A 14,281-nucleotide genomic window follows, 5' to 3' on the forward strand; every position below is an offset into this window, starting at 1 on the left:
GTCGCGTTCACCCCGGGGACGGAGCCGGACGCGGGTTCTCGACATCGCCGTCCGTTTTTTTGGGCTCTCGTGGATGAGCCTGGGTGAGCCGTCTCGCGGTGTCCGGGTCCACGGCGGGCAAGATCCGTTCGAAGACGGACCCTGGTGCTGGCGCCTACTGTCCGGTCCGTGGCTGGAACGGAACTGCAAGGCATGCATGGGGTTCCCCAGGGTGGCTCACCTTGTCTCCCACCCGCAGGCCGGTGACCTGCGGACGAAAGCCGCGAAGAAGTAGTGGTCGCGGCAGGGCGGCTATCCGACGAGTGCCTGGGTGCCGAGGACGGCGAGGAGATCCAGGCGTTCGGCGTCCTCGGTGCCGGGCTCAGCCGTGTAAATCATGATGCGCAGATCGCTGCCCGCCACGCTGAGCACATCGCAGTCCAGCGTCAGGGAGCCCACCTGCGGGTGATCGATGGTCTTTCGCGCAGCCTCGTGCTGACCCACGGCGCCCGCATCCCACAGTCCGGCGAACCGTTCGCTGTTCGTGCGCAACTCTGCTACCAGGCGCCGCAGTTGCTGGTCATCCGGGTACCGTCCGACAGTCGTGCGCAGGTCGGCGACCACGGTGGTCTCCATCGCGCGCCGGGACTGCGCTGTGTAGCGGACGCGATCACCCGACCCGAGGAAGGCGCGCCACACGCCGTTGCGCTCCCGGCCGTGCCGCTCGCCCATCAGCGCCGTGTACAGCGGGTTGGCCAGCAGTTGCGTCCACGCCGCGTCGAAGACCGCGACGGGCGTCCCGGTCAGCCGGTCCAGCATCCGGTGCACGCTCGGTGTGATGTAGGCGGGCACCGCCCCCTGCCCCGGGGGTACGAGCCCGGCGACGTGGAACAGGTGCTCGCGCTCGGCCGTGGAGAGTCGCAGGGCACGCCCCAGGGCCTCGACGACCTGCTCCGAGGGGTTGGTCGCCCGTCCCTGTTCCAGGCGGGTCACGTAGTCGACCGAGATCCCGGCCAGCAGGGCCAGCTCCTCCCGGCGCAGCCCGGCCGCGCGCCGATGGCCGCCCGTGGGCAGCCCGGCTGCCTCCGGGGAGACCCGGTCGCGCCAGCGCCGCACTGTGCGCCCGAAATCCGTGCTCGCCATGTCACCACTGTGCACCGCCACGCGCGGAACTTCCTGGTACTGGCGGTCCCAGGAAGATGGGACTCCTGGCTGCTTCCGACACTCAGCTGCAGCCTGGAGGCATGACAACGACACTGATCACCGGAGCGAACAAGGGTCTCGGCTTCGAGACCGCCCGCCGACTGACTGCCGCGGGCCACACCGTCTACATCGGAAGCCGGGACGCCGAACGCGGGCGCCGGGCCGCCGAGCAACTGGGTGCACGGCTGGTCCAGCTCGATACCACCGACGACGCGTCCGTCGAGGTGGCGGCGAGGACCATCGAGGCCGATGGAGGACTGGACGTACTGATCAACAACGCAGGCATCGAGGAAAGGGGTGCCGGCAACGTTGTGATCGGTGCCGCGGACGTGACCGCCCACATCATGCGGAACACGTTCGAGACGAACGTCTTCGGCACCGTGCGTGTCCTGCACGCCTTCCTGCCGCTGCTCGAGCGTTCCGAGGCCCCGGTCGTGGTCAACGTCAGCAGTGGCTTGGGCTCGCTGACCCGGCTCACCAGTGCGGGTACCCCGTCGTACGCCTACCCGGGCGTTGCCTACCCGGCGTCGAAGACAGCGGTCAACACGATCACCGTGCAGTACGCGAAGGCGTTCCCGAACATGCGCATCAACGCGGTGGAGCCCGGCTTCACCAAGACCGACCTGAACGGGAACACCGGCGTCCAGAGCGTCGAACAGGGCGCCGAGATCATCGTGCGTATGGCGCAGGTGGGCCACGACGGCCCCACAGGAGGCTACTTCGATGCCGAGGGCACCCTTCCCTGGTAAGGCCGCACCAGCCGCCATCACCTCGACGGTGCCGCGCCCACCCCGACGTGCCGGGCGGGGTGGGCGCGGCCTCCTATCAACGGGCGTCCCTTCGCGTGGGTGAACGATGAACAGCGATCTGGACGAGGCGTACGTGACCGGCCACCACCGTGGGCGTGGGCTTCTGCACCACGTCAACCCGCGGATCGGTCTGCGCGAGGACGACTTCCGCACGCTCGCCGACTTCGCCCGGTCTCTGGACACTTCACGAGCCACCGGCTGAGCCCAACGCCAGCTATCAGGCAGCTCTGTGCTCGGTCACGCCATTATTTCGGGACAACCTTTCGCCGGCCCCTTCGGAGCTCACGGACAGCCACACGGACCGACAGCCGCGATGCGGCTGTCGCGCACCCCGGCTGGCAGCCGCTTCTACGCGGCGGGCTCGGCGGTCCAGGCGATGTGCGGGGGCACGACCCGTGCGCATAGGGGACTGCCGCACGCGTCGGTCAGCCCGAGGCGTCCGACCAGCAGGCCGTCGTGTGCGGCGGAGGCGAGTACGTCGGCGGGGACGACGTCGAGCATGAGCTTGGCGCGGCGGAACATCGTGAAGGTTCCCGCCTCGTCGACCGTGCCCCACGACAGGTAGATGAACCGGCGGCCCAGACGGTCCTGCACGTAGGGGCCCTTCACCTCGGTGCCGGTCGGCGAGGCGATCGCGGTGCACTCCAGAGTCCACGTCGCGGACGCGGCGTCGCCGGGCTGCGGGTCGAGGAGTTCAGCCGGACGGTCGCGACGTTGCACGGCGACGTGAATGTTGTCGTACGCGGGGACTTTGGCGTCAGCGGGGGCCGGGCAGGTGAGGCCGGGCAGGTCGACGGCGTCGATGCGGATGTGCATGAAGGCCATCATCCTCCATCGCATGTGCCCGACGCCTTGCGGCTTCCACGGCCAGGCTTCCTGAGGCTCATGCCGGCTGTGCGGGTCGGAGAAGGGCCGCAGCCCCCAACCTCCGCCGCCTGACCGAACTCGGCCTCACCCCCACACCTGGACCCGAGCCACCATCCCCGCACAACCGCGAAGGGGCACCCCCAACCGGGACACCCCTCCACCAACTAGATCTTCAGGAGACTCCTACTAGACGGTGCCGTTCTCCCACCACCAGGCCCTGCCGAGGTCCGCCCGGCTGTCGACGTGCTGGTGGTCCGCGGTGTAGGTCTCCAGACCGGAGAATCCGGAGGTCTCCGCCTTCTGGTAGACGGTCTTGTTGGGCACTCCGGGGACGGCAAGGTCGGCCGCCGTGCCGTACAGGTGCATGCTGTCGCTGGCGCCGCCGACGTCGGCATTGTGTGCAATGCTGCGGAAACCGGAATTGACCGTGATGGGGACGTTGCCGAGCTTCTTGCGCAGCGCCTCAAGCTTGTACATCGCGCGGCGGACATTCTCCTTGACGTCGGTCGCGCTCAGCTTGCCGCCGGAGAAGGTGCCGCTGATCCGGTCGGTGAACTCGCTGAAGTCGAAGTGCACGGTCGAACCGTCCGACTGCTCCAGGGCGTTGAGCTGCGACTGGGTCGCGGGCCCGGCGCTGCCGTCGGCGGTGAGTCCGTAGGCCGCCTGGAACCGGCGGACCGCCGCCGCGGTGCCGGCACCGAAGTTGCCGTCGATGGCCACGCGGGTCTGGCTGGCGCTGTCCGCGGCCCAGCCGGCGACTCTGATCTGCAGTTCGGTCACGTCGGCGCCGGTGGCCCCCTGGTTCAGGGTGCGCGACCAGGAGTACGCCTGCGCGGCCCCCGACAGCAGAACGGGCCCGAGTACGGCACCGATACCGGCGGCCAACGTCCCGCGCAGCGCCGTACGGCGGTCGAACGAGTGCGGAAAGCGGGAAGAGAAGCGGGAAGGAGCCATCTTCGTCCTTTCACGGACCTGTCGCAGTGCAGTGGATGACGCGAACTGGGCCAGTGTCATGGACATGCGAGTGCAGCGGAAGAGCGCCGTTACCGATATCGCGCCTGCCGGCGTCCGGTGGTTCCGGTTCCTCCGGAGCCGGGACGGAAAGCCGTCAGGACAGGTGATCTGCAGGGCGGTATTCCGGATAGGGGACGGGGCTGCGGTGGATTGCGATGATGGCGGCGTCGTCGCCCAGGCGTCCGCCGACGTAGGCGAGGAGGTCGCGTCTCAGGTGGTACAGGAGTGTCTCCGGGGGGCTCTCCGTCCACTGGGCGGCGCGTTCCGCGAGCGGGTAGAAGTCGCCGCCTCGGTCGCGCGCTTCGATGACGCCGTCGGTGAAAAGGAGGAGGGTGTCTCCTGCTTCGAAGGCAAACACGTCGACGGTGTAGGCCGCCGGCCCCATGTCGCCGATCCCCAGCGGGGGCGCTGGGTGCCGACTGGGGACGGTTTCTGCATGTCCTGGGCTGAGCAGCAGGGGCGCAGGGTGGCCGCAGCTGGTCATTCGGCTGATGGGGCCCTCCTCGGGGATCTCCAGCAGGAGCGCTGTGACGAAGCGTTCCCCGGCGTCATCCTCATCCTCCGGTTCGAAGTCGGCGTGGTAGCGGGTGACGCTCTGATCGAGGGCTGCGGCCAGTGCGGGCAGGTCGGTGTGCTGGTGGGCGGCCTCGCGGAAGGCGCCGAGGAGGAGGGCGGCTTCTTCGATGGCGGCCAGGCCCTTGCCTCTCACGTCACCGATCATCATGCGGGTTCTGCCGTCGATACGGGTGGCCGCGTACAGGTCGCCCCCGATCTGAGCTTCGTCCTCGGCGGCCAGGTACAGGGAAGCGATCCGCAGTGGGCCGATCCGGTCCGGGAGCGGCCGCAGCAGTACCCTCTGTGTGGTTTCGGCCACCGAGCGCACCCGGGCGAGCTGTCGACTGTGCCGCTCGCGTATCAGGCAGAAGAACACGGTCAGGACGGAGAGGATCGCGAGGGCGGCGATCTGCACCAATGCGTTCCTGGAGGTCAGTACGCCGGAGTGCAGGGCGATGTATGCCTGGGCTACCAGGGCCAGGAGCCCGATCACTCCGGTCAGTGCAGGGCCCTCGAATGAGGAAGTGATCGCGGGCGCGATGACCAGCAGCGGTCCCAGATAGATGTCTTCCGGCAGCAGGATGTCCACGGTTGCGATCACGACGATGAGCGCGACGGGAATCGCCAGGAGCGCATGGCCCGGCCGCCATGACTCCCGCAGACCCGCGACGCCTTCCCTTATGCCCACGTCTTCCACAGTGCACCGCCCCGGGGCCGCTGACGAGTCGGCGAGAGCAAGCCGCCGCGCAGGTTCAACCACTTCGCGGCCGCGCGATCCGGGCGGGCGACGCGGTTACGGCCGACGTAGACCGGGCATCGTCCTCCGAGCGCCCCGGCACCCGCCCCGGGAAGGGGGGCGCCGGGCGGCTCACCCGGCTCGGCAGACATCTTTCCGGGCGGCGGTGACCAGCAGGTCTTCCTCAACACGTTCAGCATCGGGGTGTGGGACCCTGCACAGCTCCCGGGGGCTGACGACTGCCAAGGTGCGGAGGCCGGAGCTGGAGGTGCTGCGAGGCGCACCGCTCTTCGCTCACAACGGCGCGGTGATCGTTGCCACGTACCGGCGTCCGGTGCTCGACAGGCTTCCCGAAGTGGTCACGCTGTACCGCCCCGCCGACCAGGATCGGTGGCTGCGCTGACATCGGGGATCACACCGGAGCGGCGACGGAGGGCGGCTGCGGCGACAGGCATTCCTGTAGCCGCAGCCACCCCGCGTACCGCATGGATCCATCGCCGCCTGTCAGACCTTGCGCCAGCGGGCATTGGCCCAGGAGAAGACCCCGAACGCCGCGAGGCCGACTGCAATCAGTACCAGCAGCCAGGGCCCTGCAGGGGTCTCGGTGAAGGAGCGCAGGGTGTCGTCCATGCCCTTGGCCTTACCGGGCTTGTGCTGGACGGCCGCCGCTACGGCGAAGACACCCGCGACAGCGAAGACGATGCCCCGGGCGGCGCCGCCGAACATTCCGAGGAAATCGATCGTTTTGCGGATCTTCTCTGACATCTCGAACATTTTCAGGTGCTTATGGAACTTATGCCTGATCGCCCTCACCGCGATCCACACACCGGCTGCGGCCACCGCGATACCGGCGACAGCGACGATCCACTGCCCACCGGGCCAGTCCAGCGCTTTCGCTGTGACGTCCTGGGAGCTCTTGTCGGAGCTGCCGCTGCCGCTGCCCTCGTCTCCGGCAGCGTAGGACAGCACGGAGTAGGAGACGAATCCGTAGAAGACGAAACGGCCGGCGGCCATCGCCCTCTTACTCGCCTTCTTGCCGTCCGGGCCCGCCTGCCCGAAAGCGGCTTCGGACAGCCGCCACAGGGCCATGCCCGCCAGGGCTACGCCGAGCAGCCAGAGCAGAACGGTACCGAAGGGCTTCTCGGCGATCTCGGTGATCGCACCGCCGCGGTCCGCCTGCTTGCCACCGCCGTCGGAGAGCGCGATCCGAAGCGAGATGACGCCTATCAGTACGTAGATGACCCCGCGGGCGACGAAGCCCGCACGGGCTGCGGCCGAGACTGCTGTGCTGTTCGCCGCGCGTTGGGCGTGCACGCGTCCGCGTGCCTTCGCCGATCCAGTTGCCATGCCCACCGTGTGCCCCCGAAGGGGCATGCGATTCCTGGAGCCGGCCCCTGCTTCACTCCCGCTCAGTTCTTAGGAACGGTGGCGAAGTAGTGGCCCTTGTCGAGGTCGTCGATGAGGCCGGACTGCGTCGGATGCCACCCGAGCAGTTCGCGGGTGCGGGCGCTGGAGGCGGTGCTGTCCATGCCGAGGAAGCCGGCCAGCCAGCTGAAGTGCCTGGGCGCGTCGTCCGGGGAGACCGAGGCCACAGGCAGGCCGAGGTGCCGCCCGATCACTTCGGCGACGGTACGGATCGGCACACCCTCGTCCGCGACCGCGTGCAGCGTGGAGCCGGCCGGAGCACTCTCCAGTGCCAGGCGGAAGAGGTGCGCGGCGTCGGACCGGTGCACGGCGGGCCAGCGGTTGGCGCCGTCCCGGATGTAGCCGGAGACGCCCTTCTCGCGGGCGATGGCGACCACGGTGGCGAGGAAACCGTGGTCCCCGTCGCCGTGCACGGTCGGAGGAAGGCGCACGACCGACGAGCGGATGCCGTGGTCCGCGAGGGCGACCGTCATGTGCGCGTTGGCCAGCCGCTTGGCCGGGCCGCCGGCCAGGTGGGCACCGACCGGGCCGGACCCCTGGCCGTCCTGCTCGGTCGCCACCCGCCCCGGCGCCAGCCCGAGCGTGCCGGAGGCGATGAGGAACGGGCGGTCGGAGCCGGCGAGCACCTCGCCGAACGTATCGATGGCACGCCGGTCCGCATCGGCGGCGTCCTCGAAGCCGCCGCTGAACGCGATGTCGTGCTTGAAGGCGAGGTGGATCACGCCGTCGGCGTCGGCAGCCGCGCTGCGCAGGGTGTCGAGATCGTCGAGCGTGCCGCGGCGCACCTCGGCGCCGGCCTCGGCGAGGGTGGCGGCCGAGGCGCCCGAGCGGGCGAGCCCGACGACTTGGTGGCCGGCGCCGATGAGTTCCGGAACAACGGCTGAACCGATCCAGCCGGACGCGCCGGTGACGAACACGCGCATGAGGAGAACCTCCGGGTAGGTCGACCGTCCTCGCCGCGCGGTACCGGGGGTACCGGGACACGGGAAGTGCGGCGAACGAGCCTATGTCAGTGACTGTCATCAAGCGTAGCACCTGATGTCAGTCACTGTCGTCACGTAGGATCGGCGTATGGGTAGATGGGAGCCGAACGCGCGCGGGCGGCTTGAGCAGGCAGCGCTGGACCTCTACAGCGAGCGCGGGTTCGAGCAGACCACCGCCGCGCAGATCGCCAAACGCGCCGGGCTCACCGAGCGGACGTTCTTCCGGCACTACGCCGACAAGCGCGAGGTGCTGTTCGGGGGTTCGCACGCGCTGGAGGAGATCTTCGTGGACACCCTCGCCGGCACTCCGGACTCCGCCACGCCGATCGACGCGATGGCCTCGACGCTGGAGACCGTCGCCGCCTTCTTCCTGGAGCGTCACGAGTTCGCCCGGCAGCGCCAGGCCGTCATCATGGCGAACGCGGAGTTGCATGAGCGCGAGCTGATCAAGCTCGCGTCGCTGTCCGCGGCGCTCGCCGCCACGTTGCGTCGGCGCGGCGTCAAGGACCCGGCCGCGAGCCTTACCGCGGAGGCGGGTATCGCCGTCTTCAAGGTCGGGTTCGAGCGCTGGGTCGGCGACAGCGGGGAACGCACCCTGGCGGACTTCTTTCGGGAATCGCTCGACGAACTCAAAGCGGTGGCCGCGGGCGAGTGACCGCAGGCCCGGTCCGGGCAGCAGGCCACTGCTGGTCCGTCCGCGAGCGGTTGGCCACCGTCCGTCCGCGCAGGCGCCGTTGACTGCGCCCGCCCGCCGCCCGTTCGGTAAGGCGCGCGCCGCGGGCCGGGGCTCACCCGGCCGTGGCGCAGACGTACCGCGCACTGCACGCCGACACGTCGAGCGAGTAGGGCGCCGTCGCCACCGATCAGAGCGCGCCCTGACCGGTCAGCAGGGCCAACGGCAGGACTGAGTGCGTGCGGGCTGGAAGGTCCGGGGTCACGGTGTCCGACGCTGCGTAGAGGAAGTCCAGAAGCTTCGAGTGTGCGTCGCCTTCGGCTCTGCCCGCCTTCTCGGTGTGCTGCGGTGTTTCCGTTCCGTTGTCGATCGCGTGTAGCCAGTCCAGCACTGCGCCGAAGTGGGGGACCGGGGCACCGGACGGCGCCTGCGACGCGTCCTGCATCTGGCTGGGGCCTTCCGCATGGACAACGCTCAATTGCAGTTTGCGGTGGGCTGCGCCGGTGGTGTCAAGCAGGTATCTGCCGGGCTGCCGCTACAGGACGTTCCAGGCGGAGATGACCGGCCGCCCATGCTCGGTGCCCAGGGCGCTGAGCGTGCCCGGACCCGGGTGGCGGAACAGCCGGCCGGCGGACGCGTCGAGGCCGAGCCAGCGCGCGGTGAGTACGCGCTGGAGGTGACCGTGCGCGACAAGGGCGACGTTGCCGCCCTTCAGCAGCGGCTGGATCCGGTCGAGCACCGCGTCCGTGCGCGCAGCCACCTGCTGAAGCTGCTCGCCAGGAGAGCCGGCGTCACCGGGAACAACGCCGTCCCGCCACAACTCCCAGCCCGGCCGCGTCTCCCGGATCTGCGCCGCGGTCATGCCCTCGTAGCCGCCGTAGTCCCACTCCATCAGGTCAGGATCGGGCTTGACGTCGGTCAGGCCCACCAGTTCGGCTGTCTGCATGGCGCGGCTCAGCGGGCTGCTGAACGCAGCGACCAGGTGGCGGCGGGCCAGCACCGGAGTCAGCGCCCTGGCCGCGGCCACACCTGCGTCAGTCAGCGGGATGTCGGTGCGGCCGGCGTGCTGACCCGACCGGCTCCATTCGGTCTCGCCGTGCCTGATCAAAATCAGCTCACCCATAACCCCGCACGCTACCTGATGATCTGACGTGTGATCAGGCTGTCGCGGCTTCCGGACACTCGACCAGGACGCCTCGAAGCGGGCACCGGCCCGCACCGGCGCGACCACGCGCGGCTCATTTTCGGCTCGCCGGCGCTCCTGCGCGGACTCGATGAGCTTTGAAGACCATCGCCAGACCCGCTACGCGCAAGCCGGCCCCCGGGTGGCTTTGGTCTGCACCCTGACTGCCGGGACTGACGGTCGCGCCTGTCTGGCGCAGGGGGCGCGGATGTTGGCTCGATCTCCGAGATCTGTGGCATGACCATGGCTTCGGCGAGGTCTTCGAGGATCTGACGTGGGGAGGCGGGCGCGTGGTGAAGCAGCCAGGGGCGGCGGTTCACTTCGGGTTTCTTTGGCCGACCGGCCCCGTGGAGTACGCCGTGCGTACACCCGGCGTACGGGCGACTTCGGCAGCGTGCGGGCATGAACGGAGAGCGGCTGTCGTCCGTGGACGAGCTCATGGCACTGCTGGTCGACTGCGAGGATGCCTGGGACACCCCGGACCGCTCGGGCGACCCGGTGGCCATCCTCGACCATGGCCTGCAGGTTGCGGTGGTTCTCGCCGAGCGCCACCCCGACGATGAGGAGCTGCAGGTTGCCGGGCTCGTCCACGACATCGGCCACCACCTCCTGCCCGGCGACGAGGCCGGTCACGGGGAGCACGCTGCGGCGGCCGTCGTCGGTCTCCTCGGGGCCCGGGTCGCCCGCCTGGTCGCCCTCCACATCCCGGCCAAGCGCTACTTGGCCGCCACCGACGCGCACCTCGTGCTTTCGCTGGAGAGTGCCCGCACCCTCGGCTGCCAGGGCGGAGTCATGACGTCGGAGGAAGCCGCCGTCTTCGAGGCAGACCCCGACGCCACGGCGGCCATCGCGCTGCGCCGCGCCGACGATGCCGGCAAAGTCGTGGGCCTGCGCGTGCCGGGTCTGGACTGCTGGCGGCCAGTGGTCGAGCGCGTGGCCGCGGCAGCGGCGCGGGACAGGGCCGCGTAGGACTTGTTCCCGAGGTCACTCGCAATCGGCTCCGGCTGTCATTGTCTCTCCTGGCTGACCTGCAAGTATTGATAGAACTTGGCTGGTTCAAATAGGTGACTGGGGAAACGGTGGGAAAACGTAGCTAAGGGTTGTCCCGTAACCACTGGTCACGAGTGAGACGATCTTGGTGTGACCAGGGCGGATGCCGTCCTGATCGTGGACGGAACCCTGGTGCCCACTCCTGACCCCTGGGCAAGTGTCCGGGATCCTGGAAGGAGCACGAGGAATGGGTGTTGACGTAGTGCTGATGCAGGTGACGCATCGGGGGACGAGCCCCAAGAAGCGTCGGCTGACCACGGTGGAATTCGTACAGGACGGGGCGGACCTGTTCTCCGGTCTGTGCGTGAACAGCAGTCTGCCGATGCTCAACCGGGTGGACCCGTATCGCACCCAGATCCTTACGTCGGTGGACATGCCTCAGTTCATCTCCGAGGTCGACGCCACCTGTGATCTGGTGAAGAGGCAGCGGGAGCGGGACATTCTGCAGAAGATCCGCGAGCTTGCAGAGCGTTGCGCGGAGGCCGCGAGCCTGGAACTCCACCTCCAGGGCGACTAAGGTTTGCCCCATAATGATCTTGGAGTCGGGGGAAGCGAGACCGGCTGTTATGTCTCCTATCCGGCGAGGGTGCGGTTGTGCAGGCGGGCGATGCCGAGCATGGCGTGGTGAACCCGGTCGCCTTTCAGTCGGCAGTCACGCAGGATCTTCCAGCCCTTCATGCGGGCGAAGGTGTGCTCGACGCGAGCGCGGACCTGTTTGTCCGACCAGTTGTGGTCTCCCTTCCAGGCCGGGAGTTCTTCGCCCTTGCGGCGGCGGCGCGGGATGACCAGTTCGGTGCCTTGGTAGCCGCCGTCGGCGATGGTCAAGGTGTTGCCGACGGCGGCCTTGGCACCGGACTCTTCTCATCCGCGGGGGTCGTGTCGGTTGCCGGGCAAGGGCCGGCCGACCACGACGACCAGGCGGGTGTCGGCGTCGATGACGACCTGATGGGCCGTGGAATAGCGGTGGTTCTTCGACTGCTCGGCCAACGTGTGATCGTGGGTGGGCACCAGGGTGCCGTCCACGATCAGCACAGTGTCCTTGCGGAACCGCTGGCGCGGTCGCATCGCGAGGAGTGGGCCAAGGTGGCAACGATGCGGTCCGCTGCCGATTTCGAAGGGGGCAAGTTGGCGCAGCGTCAGGTTCGTTCGCCAGTACGCGGTGAGTAGTAGCACCCGGTCGGCCAGGGGAAGGGCCCAGGGCCGGCCCGTGCGGGCATCGTCGACGCCTTCACGCCGGAGCGCGTTCACCAGTCTGCTGAAGGAGCGCGGACTCAGCCCACTGAAGGGGCCCATCCAGGATGGTTCCGCTGCAGTGATCACGTGAGGCACGCGGCGAGGGTCTCACCACGAGCGCCTGATGCATGTCTGTCCGGCGAGTCGCTCTCCACGAGCACGGCCCGCAATCGCCTCACTTCGGCGATCAGGCGGGCTATATCCTGACGTGCCCATGCGATGAAGTCGAGGTCCGCGTCCAGTTGCCGGTCCGGGCTGAGGACTTGCCGAGCGCCGACGATCCGGTGGACGTGGATCTCATCATCTTGCTCGGCATGGCCAGGACCCACCTGGATGAAGCTCTCCCCGCCTGTCGCTCCGCGCGTCTCCAGCCAGGGAACCCAAGGTCCCGGCGATGCGGCCGTAGTCCGCTTGCCCATCGCATCAAGGTCAGCTTCGGAGAGTGGCCCGTCCATGGGCATCTCCAGATCATTCATCCGAGGCAACCTGCAGTCCATAGCCCAGAACTGACACCTCGACAGTCACGCGTGTTACGGGACAGCCCTTAGTCGAGGTGATCGTCGGTCGTGAGGTCAACGCACAACTCGCCTTTCAGCTTCCCGACAGCCTCGTCGAAGAGATGCAGGAGTCCCGCGCCAACGGTGAGCCGTTGACTGCGATGTGAGGCGATCTCGGAGTGGACCTTGCCCCAGACAGCCATCCCACACTGGGCTCATGAGGGCCGCATTTCGCGCAAGCGACGGACCGCGCTTGCTGGACCGCCGGAGGTGAGAGGCGGCTTCTCGTGACCGGTCCGCGCAGGTCGAGTTGCCCCTACGCCCGGCCTTGTACCTCCGGCACCTCCCGAGCGCTTAGAACGCGCAGTGTCGATTCTCCCTTACTAGGCATCTGAGCTGCGTAGTCGTGGCGCATACCGAGTCCTGGTCGAAGAGTCTCGACACGCATTCGACGCGGCGCCCAAACCGTGTCGTTGTCCTGCGGTATCCGAACGACCCTGACCGTCCTGTCAGTGCCGCATGTAATACTGTCTCCCCGTTTCATCACCTACGGCTCCGGCGTTATGGCCGGCGCGGGAAGGTCGAGAACGCGGGCGAGAGCGGCTGTGACGGAAGTGCATTGGCCAGGCAGGTGCCTGGAGGACCAGTCGGTTGCCAACGTGAGGAAGTCGGACAGGTCGCGCTCGGCGCCGGTGAGTAGGTGGCGGAGCTCGGTTACGCACAGCTCGATCACCGGACTGTCGCTCCGCTCGGCGTTGACAGTGAGCCGGACGGTGTCGCCGAAGCGCTCCGCAACCGGTGACACGGGGTCGTGGCCGAATCCGAGCAGGCTGCCGTCGTCGACGAACTGGTGCCAGTCGCGCCAGTCCTCCAGCCCATCGCAGCAACCGGGCAGGAAGGCGACGCCTGTGGACTTGTCGGTGACCCGCAGGCCGCCGGCCGCGAAGAGGTTGTCGAAGGTCAGCAGACCGTGAAGGAACGAGTCAAGTGCGGCGGCCGGCCGAGGTGGACGATCGCCGTCGGGGTCGATGTCATTGCAGCTGGCGATGCGCATCACCGCCGTCCCGACCTCAGCGGGTGAGAGCTGACCGCTGAGAGGCAGGAAGCCGAACGACTTGATCTCGGCGACAGGCCAGAGGTCGAAGCCGTCAGGTGCGTATATCTCCAGGACGGGCTGCATCACGATCACCCGGCGAAGTGTTCCGCATCCCGCGCCCGTATCGCCTCCCGATTACGCCGACCACCTCGTCTCGGCCATGGGAGCTGAGCACCTTCGCTTGTACCCCCCTGCGCAGATGCGGGTCTACGCCGACAGTTGGTAGTCGGCACGGTTGCTGAACTTCTCTGCTGTACTGCTGGCCTTGGGGTGGACCGATACGGGGCGGTGGAACAGTGAGCGTAGGCAGTCGCGGAGTGCTGGCAGTCGTGGGCACGGCAGCTGATGGAATCGAGACGCTGCGCACCGGACTGGTGGAGCCAGCCATCGCCCTCGGCTGGCAGGTAGCCGTGACCCTGACGCCGAATGCCGGCCGATGGCTGAGGGCGAACGGCGATGTAAATCGTTTGGAGACACTGACCGGCCTTCCGGTGCGAGATAAGCCCCGCCTGCCGACTGAGCCTCGCCCGCACCCTGTCGCCGACTGCTACGTCGTCGCCCCAGCAAGTGCGAACTACGTCGCCAAGCTCGCAACGGGCATCGCCGACAACCAAGCCCTGACACAAGTGGGCGAAGCGCTGGGCACTATCGACGTCCCGGTAGTGGTGTTCCCTCGGATCAACGCGGCACATGCGCGGCATCCGGCATGGGATGGACACATCGAAACTCTACGAAAGGCAGGCGTGGAGCTGGTCTACGGGGCTGACGTCTGGCCACTGGACGAACCGCGTCGGGGCCTGGCAGATCGAGAGCTTCCGTGGGCCGAGATCTTGGAGTCTGTACACCGGGTACGAGGGAATTGAGCAGGCCATCATTGGCTGCTGTACACGTTTCGCTCCAGCCAACCGGAGCGACATCTGCCTTGTAAGTTCGATCACGGACCCGATCCCAGCCTGCAAGTGGGCTCCTATCCCGGCC

At 68.2% G+C, this 14,281-nt stretch carries 16 protein-coding genes and 2 pseudogenes; 7 read left to right on the forward strand and 11 right to left on the reverse strand.

Annotation, left to right across the window (positions count from 1 at the left end):
* Positions 1-291: 291 nt before the first annotated feature.
* Positions 292-1,122: a helix-turn-helix transcriptional regulator gene (locus OHA03_RS43525; RefSeq protein WP_267009434.1), complete on the reverse strand. Its 831-nt coding sequence runs from the start codon at positions 1,120-1,122 to the stop codon at positions 292-294.
* 101 nt (positions 1,123-1,223) lie between these two features.
* On the opposite strand from OHA03_RS43525, the gene OHA03_RS43530 reads away from it, so the two are divergent.
* Together OHA03_RS43530 and OHA03_RS43535 are read left to right on the forward strand one after the other, a co-directional pair.
* The gene (locus OHA03_RS43530) at positions 1,224-1,931 is read left to right on the forward strand and encodes an SDR family NAD(P)-dependent oxidoreductase (protein WP_267009435.1); all 708 of its coding nucleotides are present in this window, start codon (positions 1,224-1,226) and stop codon (positions 1,929-1,931) included.
* 81 nt (positions 1,932-2,012) lie between these two features.
* Positions 2,013-2,193: pseudogene (locus OHA03_RS43535) on the forward strand (hypothetical protein); the annotation flags it as partial.
* Positions 2,194-2,339: 146 nt separating this feature from the next.
* Here OHA03_RS43535 and OHA03_RS43540 read toward each other — a convergent pair.
* The 3 genes from OHA03_RS43540 to OHA03_RS43550 all read right to left on the reverse strand — a co-directional run bounded on the left by OHA03_RS43540 (position 2,340) and on the right by OHA03_RS43550 (position 5,109).
* On the reverse strand, positions 2,340-2,807 hold the full coding sequence (locus OHA03_RS43540) for a DUF5990 family protein (RefSeq protein ID WP_267009436.1): 468 nt from the start codon (positions 2,805-2,807) through the stop codon (positions 2,340-2,342).
* A gap of 237 nt (positions 2,808-3,044) precedes the next feature.
* Positions 3,045-3,812 carry a D-Ala-D-Ala carboxypeptidase family metallohydrolase gene (locus OHA03_RS43545; protein ID WP_267009437.1) on the reverse strand — a complete coding sequence of 256 codons (768 nt, stop codon included), beginning with the start codon at positions 3,810-3,812 and terminating at the stop codon, positions 3,045-3,047.
* Between the two features lie 154 nt (positions 3,813-3,966).
* The gene (locus OHA03_RS43550; RefSeq protein WP_267009679.1) at positions 3,967-5,109 is read right to left on the reverse strand and encodes a PP2C family protein-serine/threonine phosphatase; all 1,143 of its coding nucleotides are present in this window, start codon (positions 5,107-5,109) and stop codon (positions 3,967-3,969) included.
* Positions 5,110-5,410: 301 nt separating this feature from the next.
* Here OHA03_RS43550 and OHA03_RS43555 point away from each other — a divergent pair, with 301 nt between their 5' ends.
* The gene (locus OHA03_RS43555; RefSeq protein WP_267009438.1) at positions 5,411-5,566 is read left to right on the forward strand and encodes a hypothetical protein; all 156 of its coding nucleotides are present in this window, start codon (positions 5,411-5,413) and stop codon (positions 5,564-5,566) included.
* 101 nt (positions 5,567-5,667) lie between these two features.
* On the opposite strand, the gene OHA03_RS43560 is transcribed toward OHA03_RS43555, so the two are convergent.
* Positions 5,668-6,510, reverse strand: coding sequence for a DUF1206 domain-containing protein (locus OHA03_RS43560; RefSeq protein WP_267009439.1), 843 nt, complete (start codon positions 6,508-6,510; stop codon positions 5,668-5,670).
* Positions 6,511-6,572: 62 nt separating this feature from the next.
* The gene (locus OHA03_RS43565) at positions 6,573-7,511 is read right to left on the reverse strand and encodes an SDR family oxidoreductase (protein WP_267009440.1); all 939 of its coding nucleotides are present in this window, start codon (positions 7,509-7,511) and stop codon (positions 6,573-6,575) included.
* A gap of 148 nt (positions 7,512-7,659) precedes the next feature.
* Here OHA03_RS43565 and OHA03_RS43570 point away from each other — a divergent pair, with 148 nt between their 5' ends.
* Entirely contained in the window at positions 7,660-8,226 is a 567-nt protein-coding gene (locus OHA03_RS43570) for a TetR family transcriptional regulator (RefSeq protein ID WP_267009441.1), read from the forward strand.
* Positions 8,227-8,434: 208 nt separating this feature from the next.
* Here OHA03_RS43570 and OHA03_RS43575 read toward each other — a convergent pair whose 3' ends face one another.
* Both OHA03_RS43575 and OHA03_RS43580 read right to left on the reverse strand, forming a co-directional pair.
* Positions 8,435-8,722, reverse strand: a complete 288-nt coding sequence (locus tag OHA03_RS43575) for a hypothetical protein (RefSeq protein ID WP_267009442.1) — start codon at positions 8,720-8,722, stop codon at positions 8,435-8,437.
* A 57-nt stretch (positions 8,723-8,779) separates the two neighbouring features.
* Positions 8,780-9,367, reverse strand: coding sequence for a histidine phosphatase family protein (locus OHA03_RS43580; protein WP_267009443.1), 588 nt, complete (start codon positions 9,365-9,367; stop codon positions 8,780-8,782).
* A gap of 462 nt (positions 9,368-9,829) precedes the next feature.
* Between OHA03_RS43580 and OHA03_RS43585 the strand changes: the two genes are divergently transcribed.
* Together OHA03_RS43585 and OHA03_RS43590 are read left to right on the forward strand one after the other, a co-directional pair.
* Positions 9,830-10,396, forward strand: a complete 567-nt coding sequence (locus tag OHA03_RS43585) for an HD domain-containing protein (RefSeq protein WP_267009444.1) — start codon at positions 9,830-9,832, stop codon at positions 10,394-10,396.
* Between the two features lie 268 nt (positions 10,397-10,664).
* Positions 10,665-10,994, forward strand: a complete 330-nt coding sequence (locus tag OHA03_RS43590) for a hypothetical protein (protein ID WP_267009445.1) — start codon at positions 10,665-10,667, stop codon at positions 10,992-10,994.
* A gap of 56 nt (positions 10,995-11,050) precedes the next feature.
* Here OHA03_RS43590 and OHA03_RS43595 read toward each other — a convergent pair.
* From OHA03_RS43595 to OHA03_RS43605, 3 genes and pseudogenes are all read right to left on the reverse strand, one after another.
* Positions 11,051-11,806 (reverse strand): annotated as a pseudogene (locus tag OHA03_RS43595) (transposase).
* Entirely contained in the window at positions 11,794-12,186 is a 393-nt protein-coding gene (locus tag OHA03_RS43600) for a hypothetical protein (RefSeq protein ID WP_267009446.1), read from the reverse strand. Before OHA03_RS43600 ends, OHA03_RS43595 begins: the two are co-directional and overlap by 13 nt.
* 568 nt (positions 12,187-12,754) lie before the next feature.
* A complete protein-coding gene (locus tag OHA03_RS43605) occupies positions 12,755-13,387 on the reverse strand; it encodes a hypothetical protein (protein ID WP_267009680.1) in 633 nt (210 codons plus the stop codon).
* Between the two features lie 245 nt (positions 13,388-13,632).
* Between OHA03_RS43605 and OHA03_RS43610 the strand changes: the two genes are divergently transcribed.
* Complete coding sequence (locus tag OHA03_RS43610) at positions 13,633-14,166, forward strand: flavoprotein (protein ID WP_267009447.1); 534 nt, start codon at positions 13,633-13,635, stop codon at positions 14,164-14,166.
* Positions 14,167-14,281 lie beyond the last annotated feature (115 nt).

Origin of the sequence: Streptomyces sp. NBC_00154 (assembly GCF_026342835.1) — a bacterium.
In the GTDB taxonomy this organism is placed as follows: Bacteria; Actinomycetota; Actinomycetes; order Streptomycetales; family Streptomycetaceae; genus Streptomyces.

What these genes read in the sequence shown, in the direction of transcription:
- OHA03_RS43530 (WP_267009435.1), top strand. Translation starts at nt 1,224, where the DNA reads ATGACAACGACACTGATCACCGGAGCGAACAAGGGTCTCGGCTTCGAG.
- OHA03_RS43585 (WP_267009444.1), top strand. Translation starts at nt 9,830, where the DNA reads ATGAACGGAGAGCGGCTGTCGTCCGTGGACGAGCTCATGGCACTGCTG.
- OHA03_RS43525 (WP_267009434.1), bottom strand. Translation starts at nt 1,122, where the DNA reads ATGGCGAGCACGGATTTCGGGCGCACAGTGCGGCGCTGGCGCGACCGG.
- OHA03_RS43565 (WP_267009440.1), bottom strand. Translation starts at nt 7,511, where the DNA reads ATGCGCGTGTTCGTCACCGGCGCGTCCGGCTGGATCGGTTCAGCCGTT.
- OHA03_RS43570 (WP_267009441.1), top strand. Translation starts at nt 7,660, where the DNA reads ATGGGTAGATGGGAGCCGAACGCGCGCGGGCGGCTTGAGCAGGCAGCG.
- OHA03_RS43580 (WP_267009443.1), bottom strand. Translation starts at nt 9,367, where the DNA reads ATGGGTGAGCTGATTTTGATCAGGCACGGCGAGACCGAATGGAGCCGG.
- OHA03_RS43545 (WP_267009437.1), bottom strand. Translation starts at nt 3,812, where the DNA reads ATGGCTCCTTCCCGCTTCTCTTCCCGCTTTCCGCACTCGTTCGACCGC.
- OHA03_RS43590 (WP_267009445.1), top strand. Translation starts at nt 10,665, where the DNA reads ATGGGTGTTGACGTAGTGCTGATGCAGGTGACGCATCGGGGGACGAGC.
- OHA03_RS43560 (WP_267009439.1), bottom strand. Translation starts at nt 6,510, where the DNA reads ATGGCAACTGGATCGGCGAAGGCACGCGGACGCGTGCACGCCCAACGC.
- OHA03_RS43540 (WP_267009436.1), bottom strand. Translation starts at nt 2,807, where the DNA reads ATGCACATCCGCATCGACGCCGTCGACCTGCCCGGCCTCACCTGCCCG.
- OHA03_RS43605 (WP_267009680.1), bottom strand. Translation starts at nt 13,387, where the DNA reads ATGCAGCCCGTCCTGGAGATATACGCACCTGACGGCTTCGACCTCTGG.
- OHA03_RS43600 (WP_267009446.1), bottom strand. Translation starts at nt 12,186, where the DNA reads ATGAATGATCTGGAGATGCCCATGGACGGGCCACTCTCCGAAGCTGAC.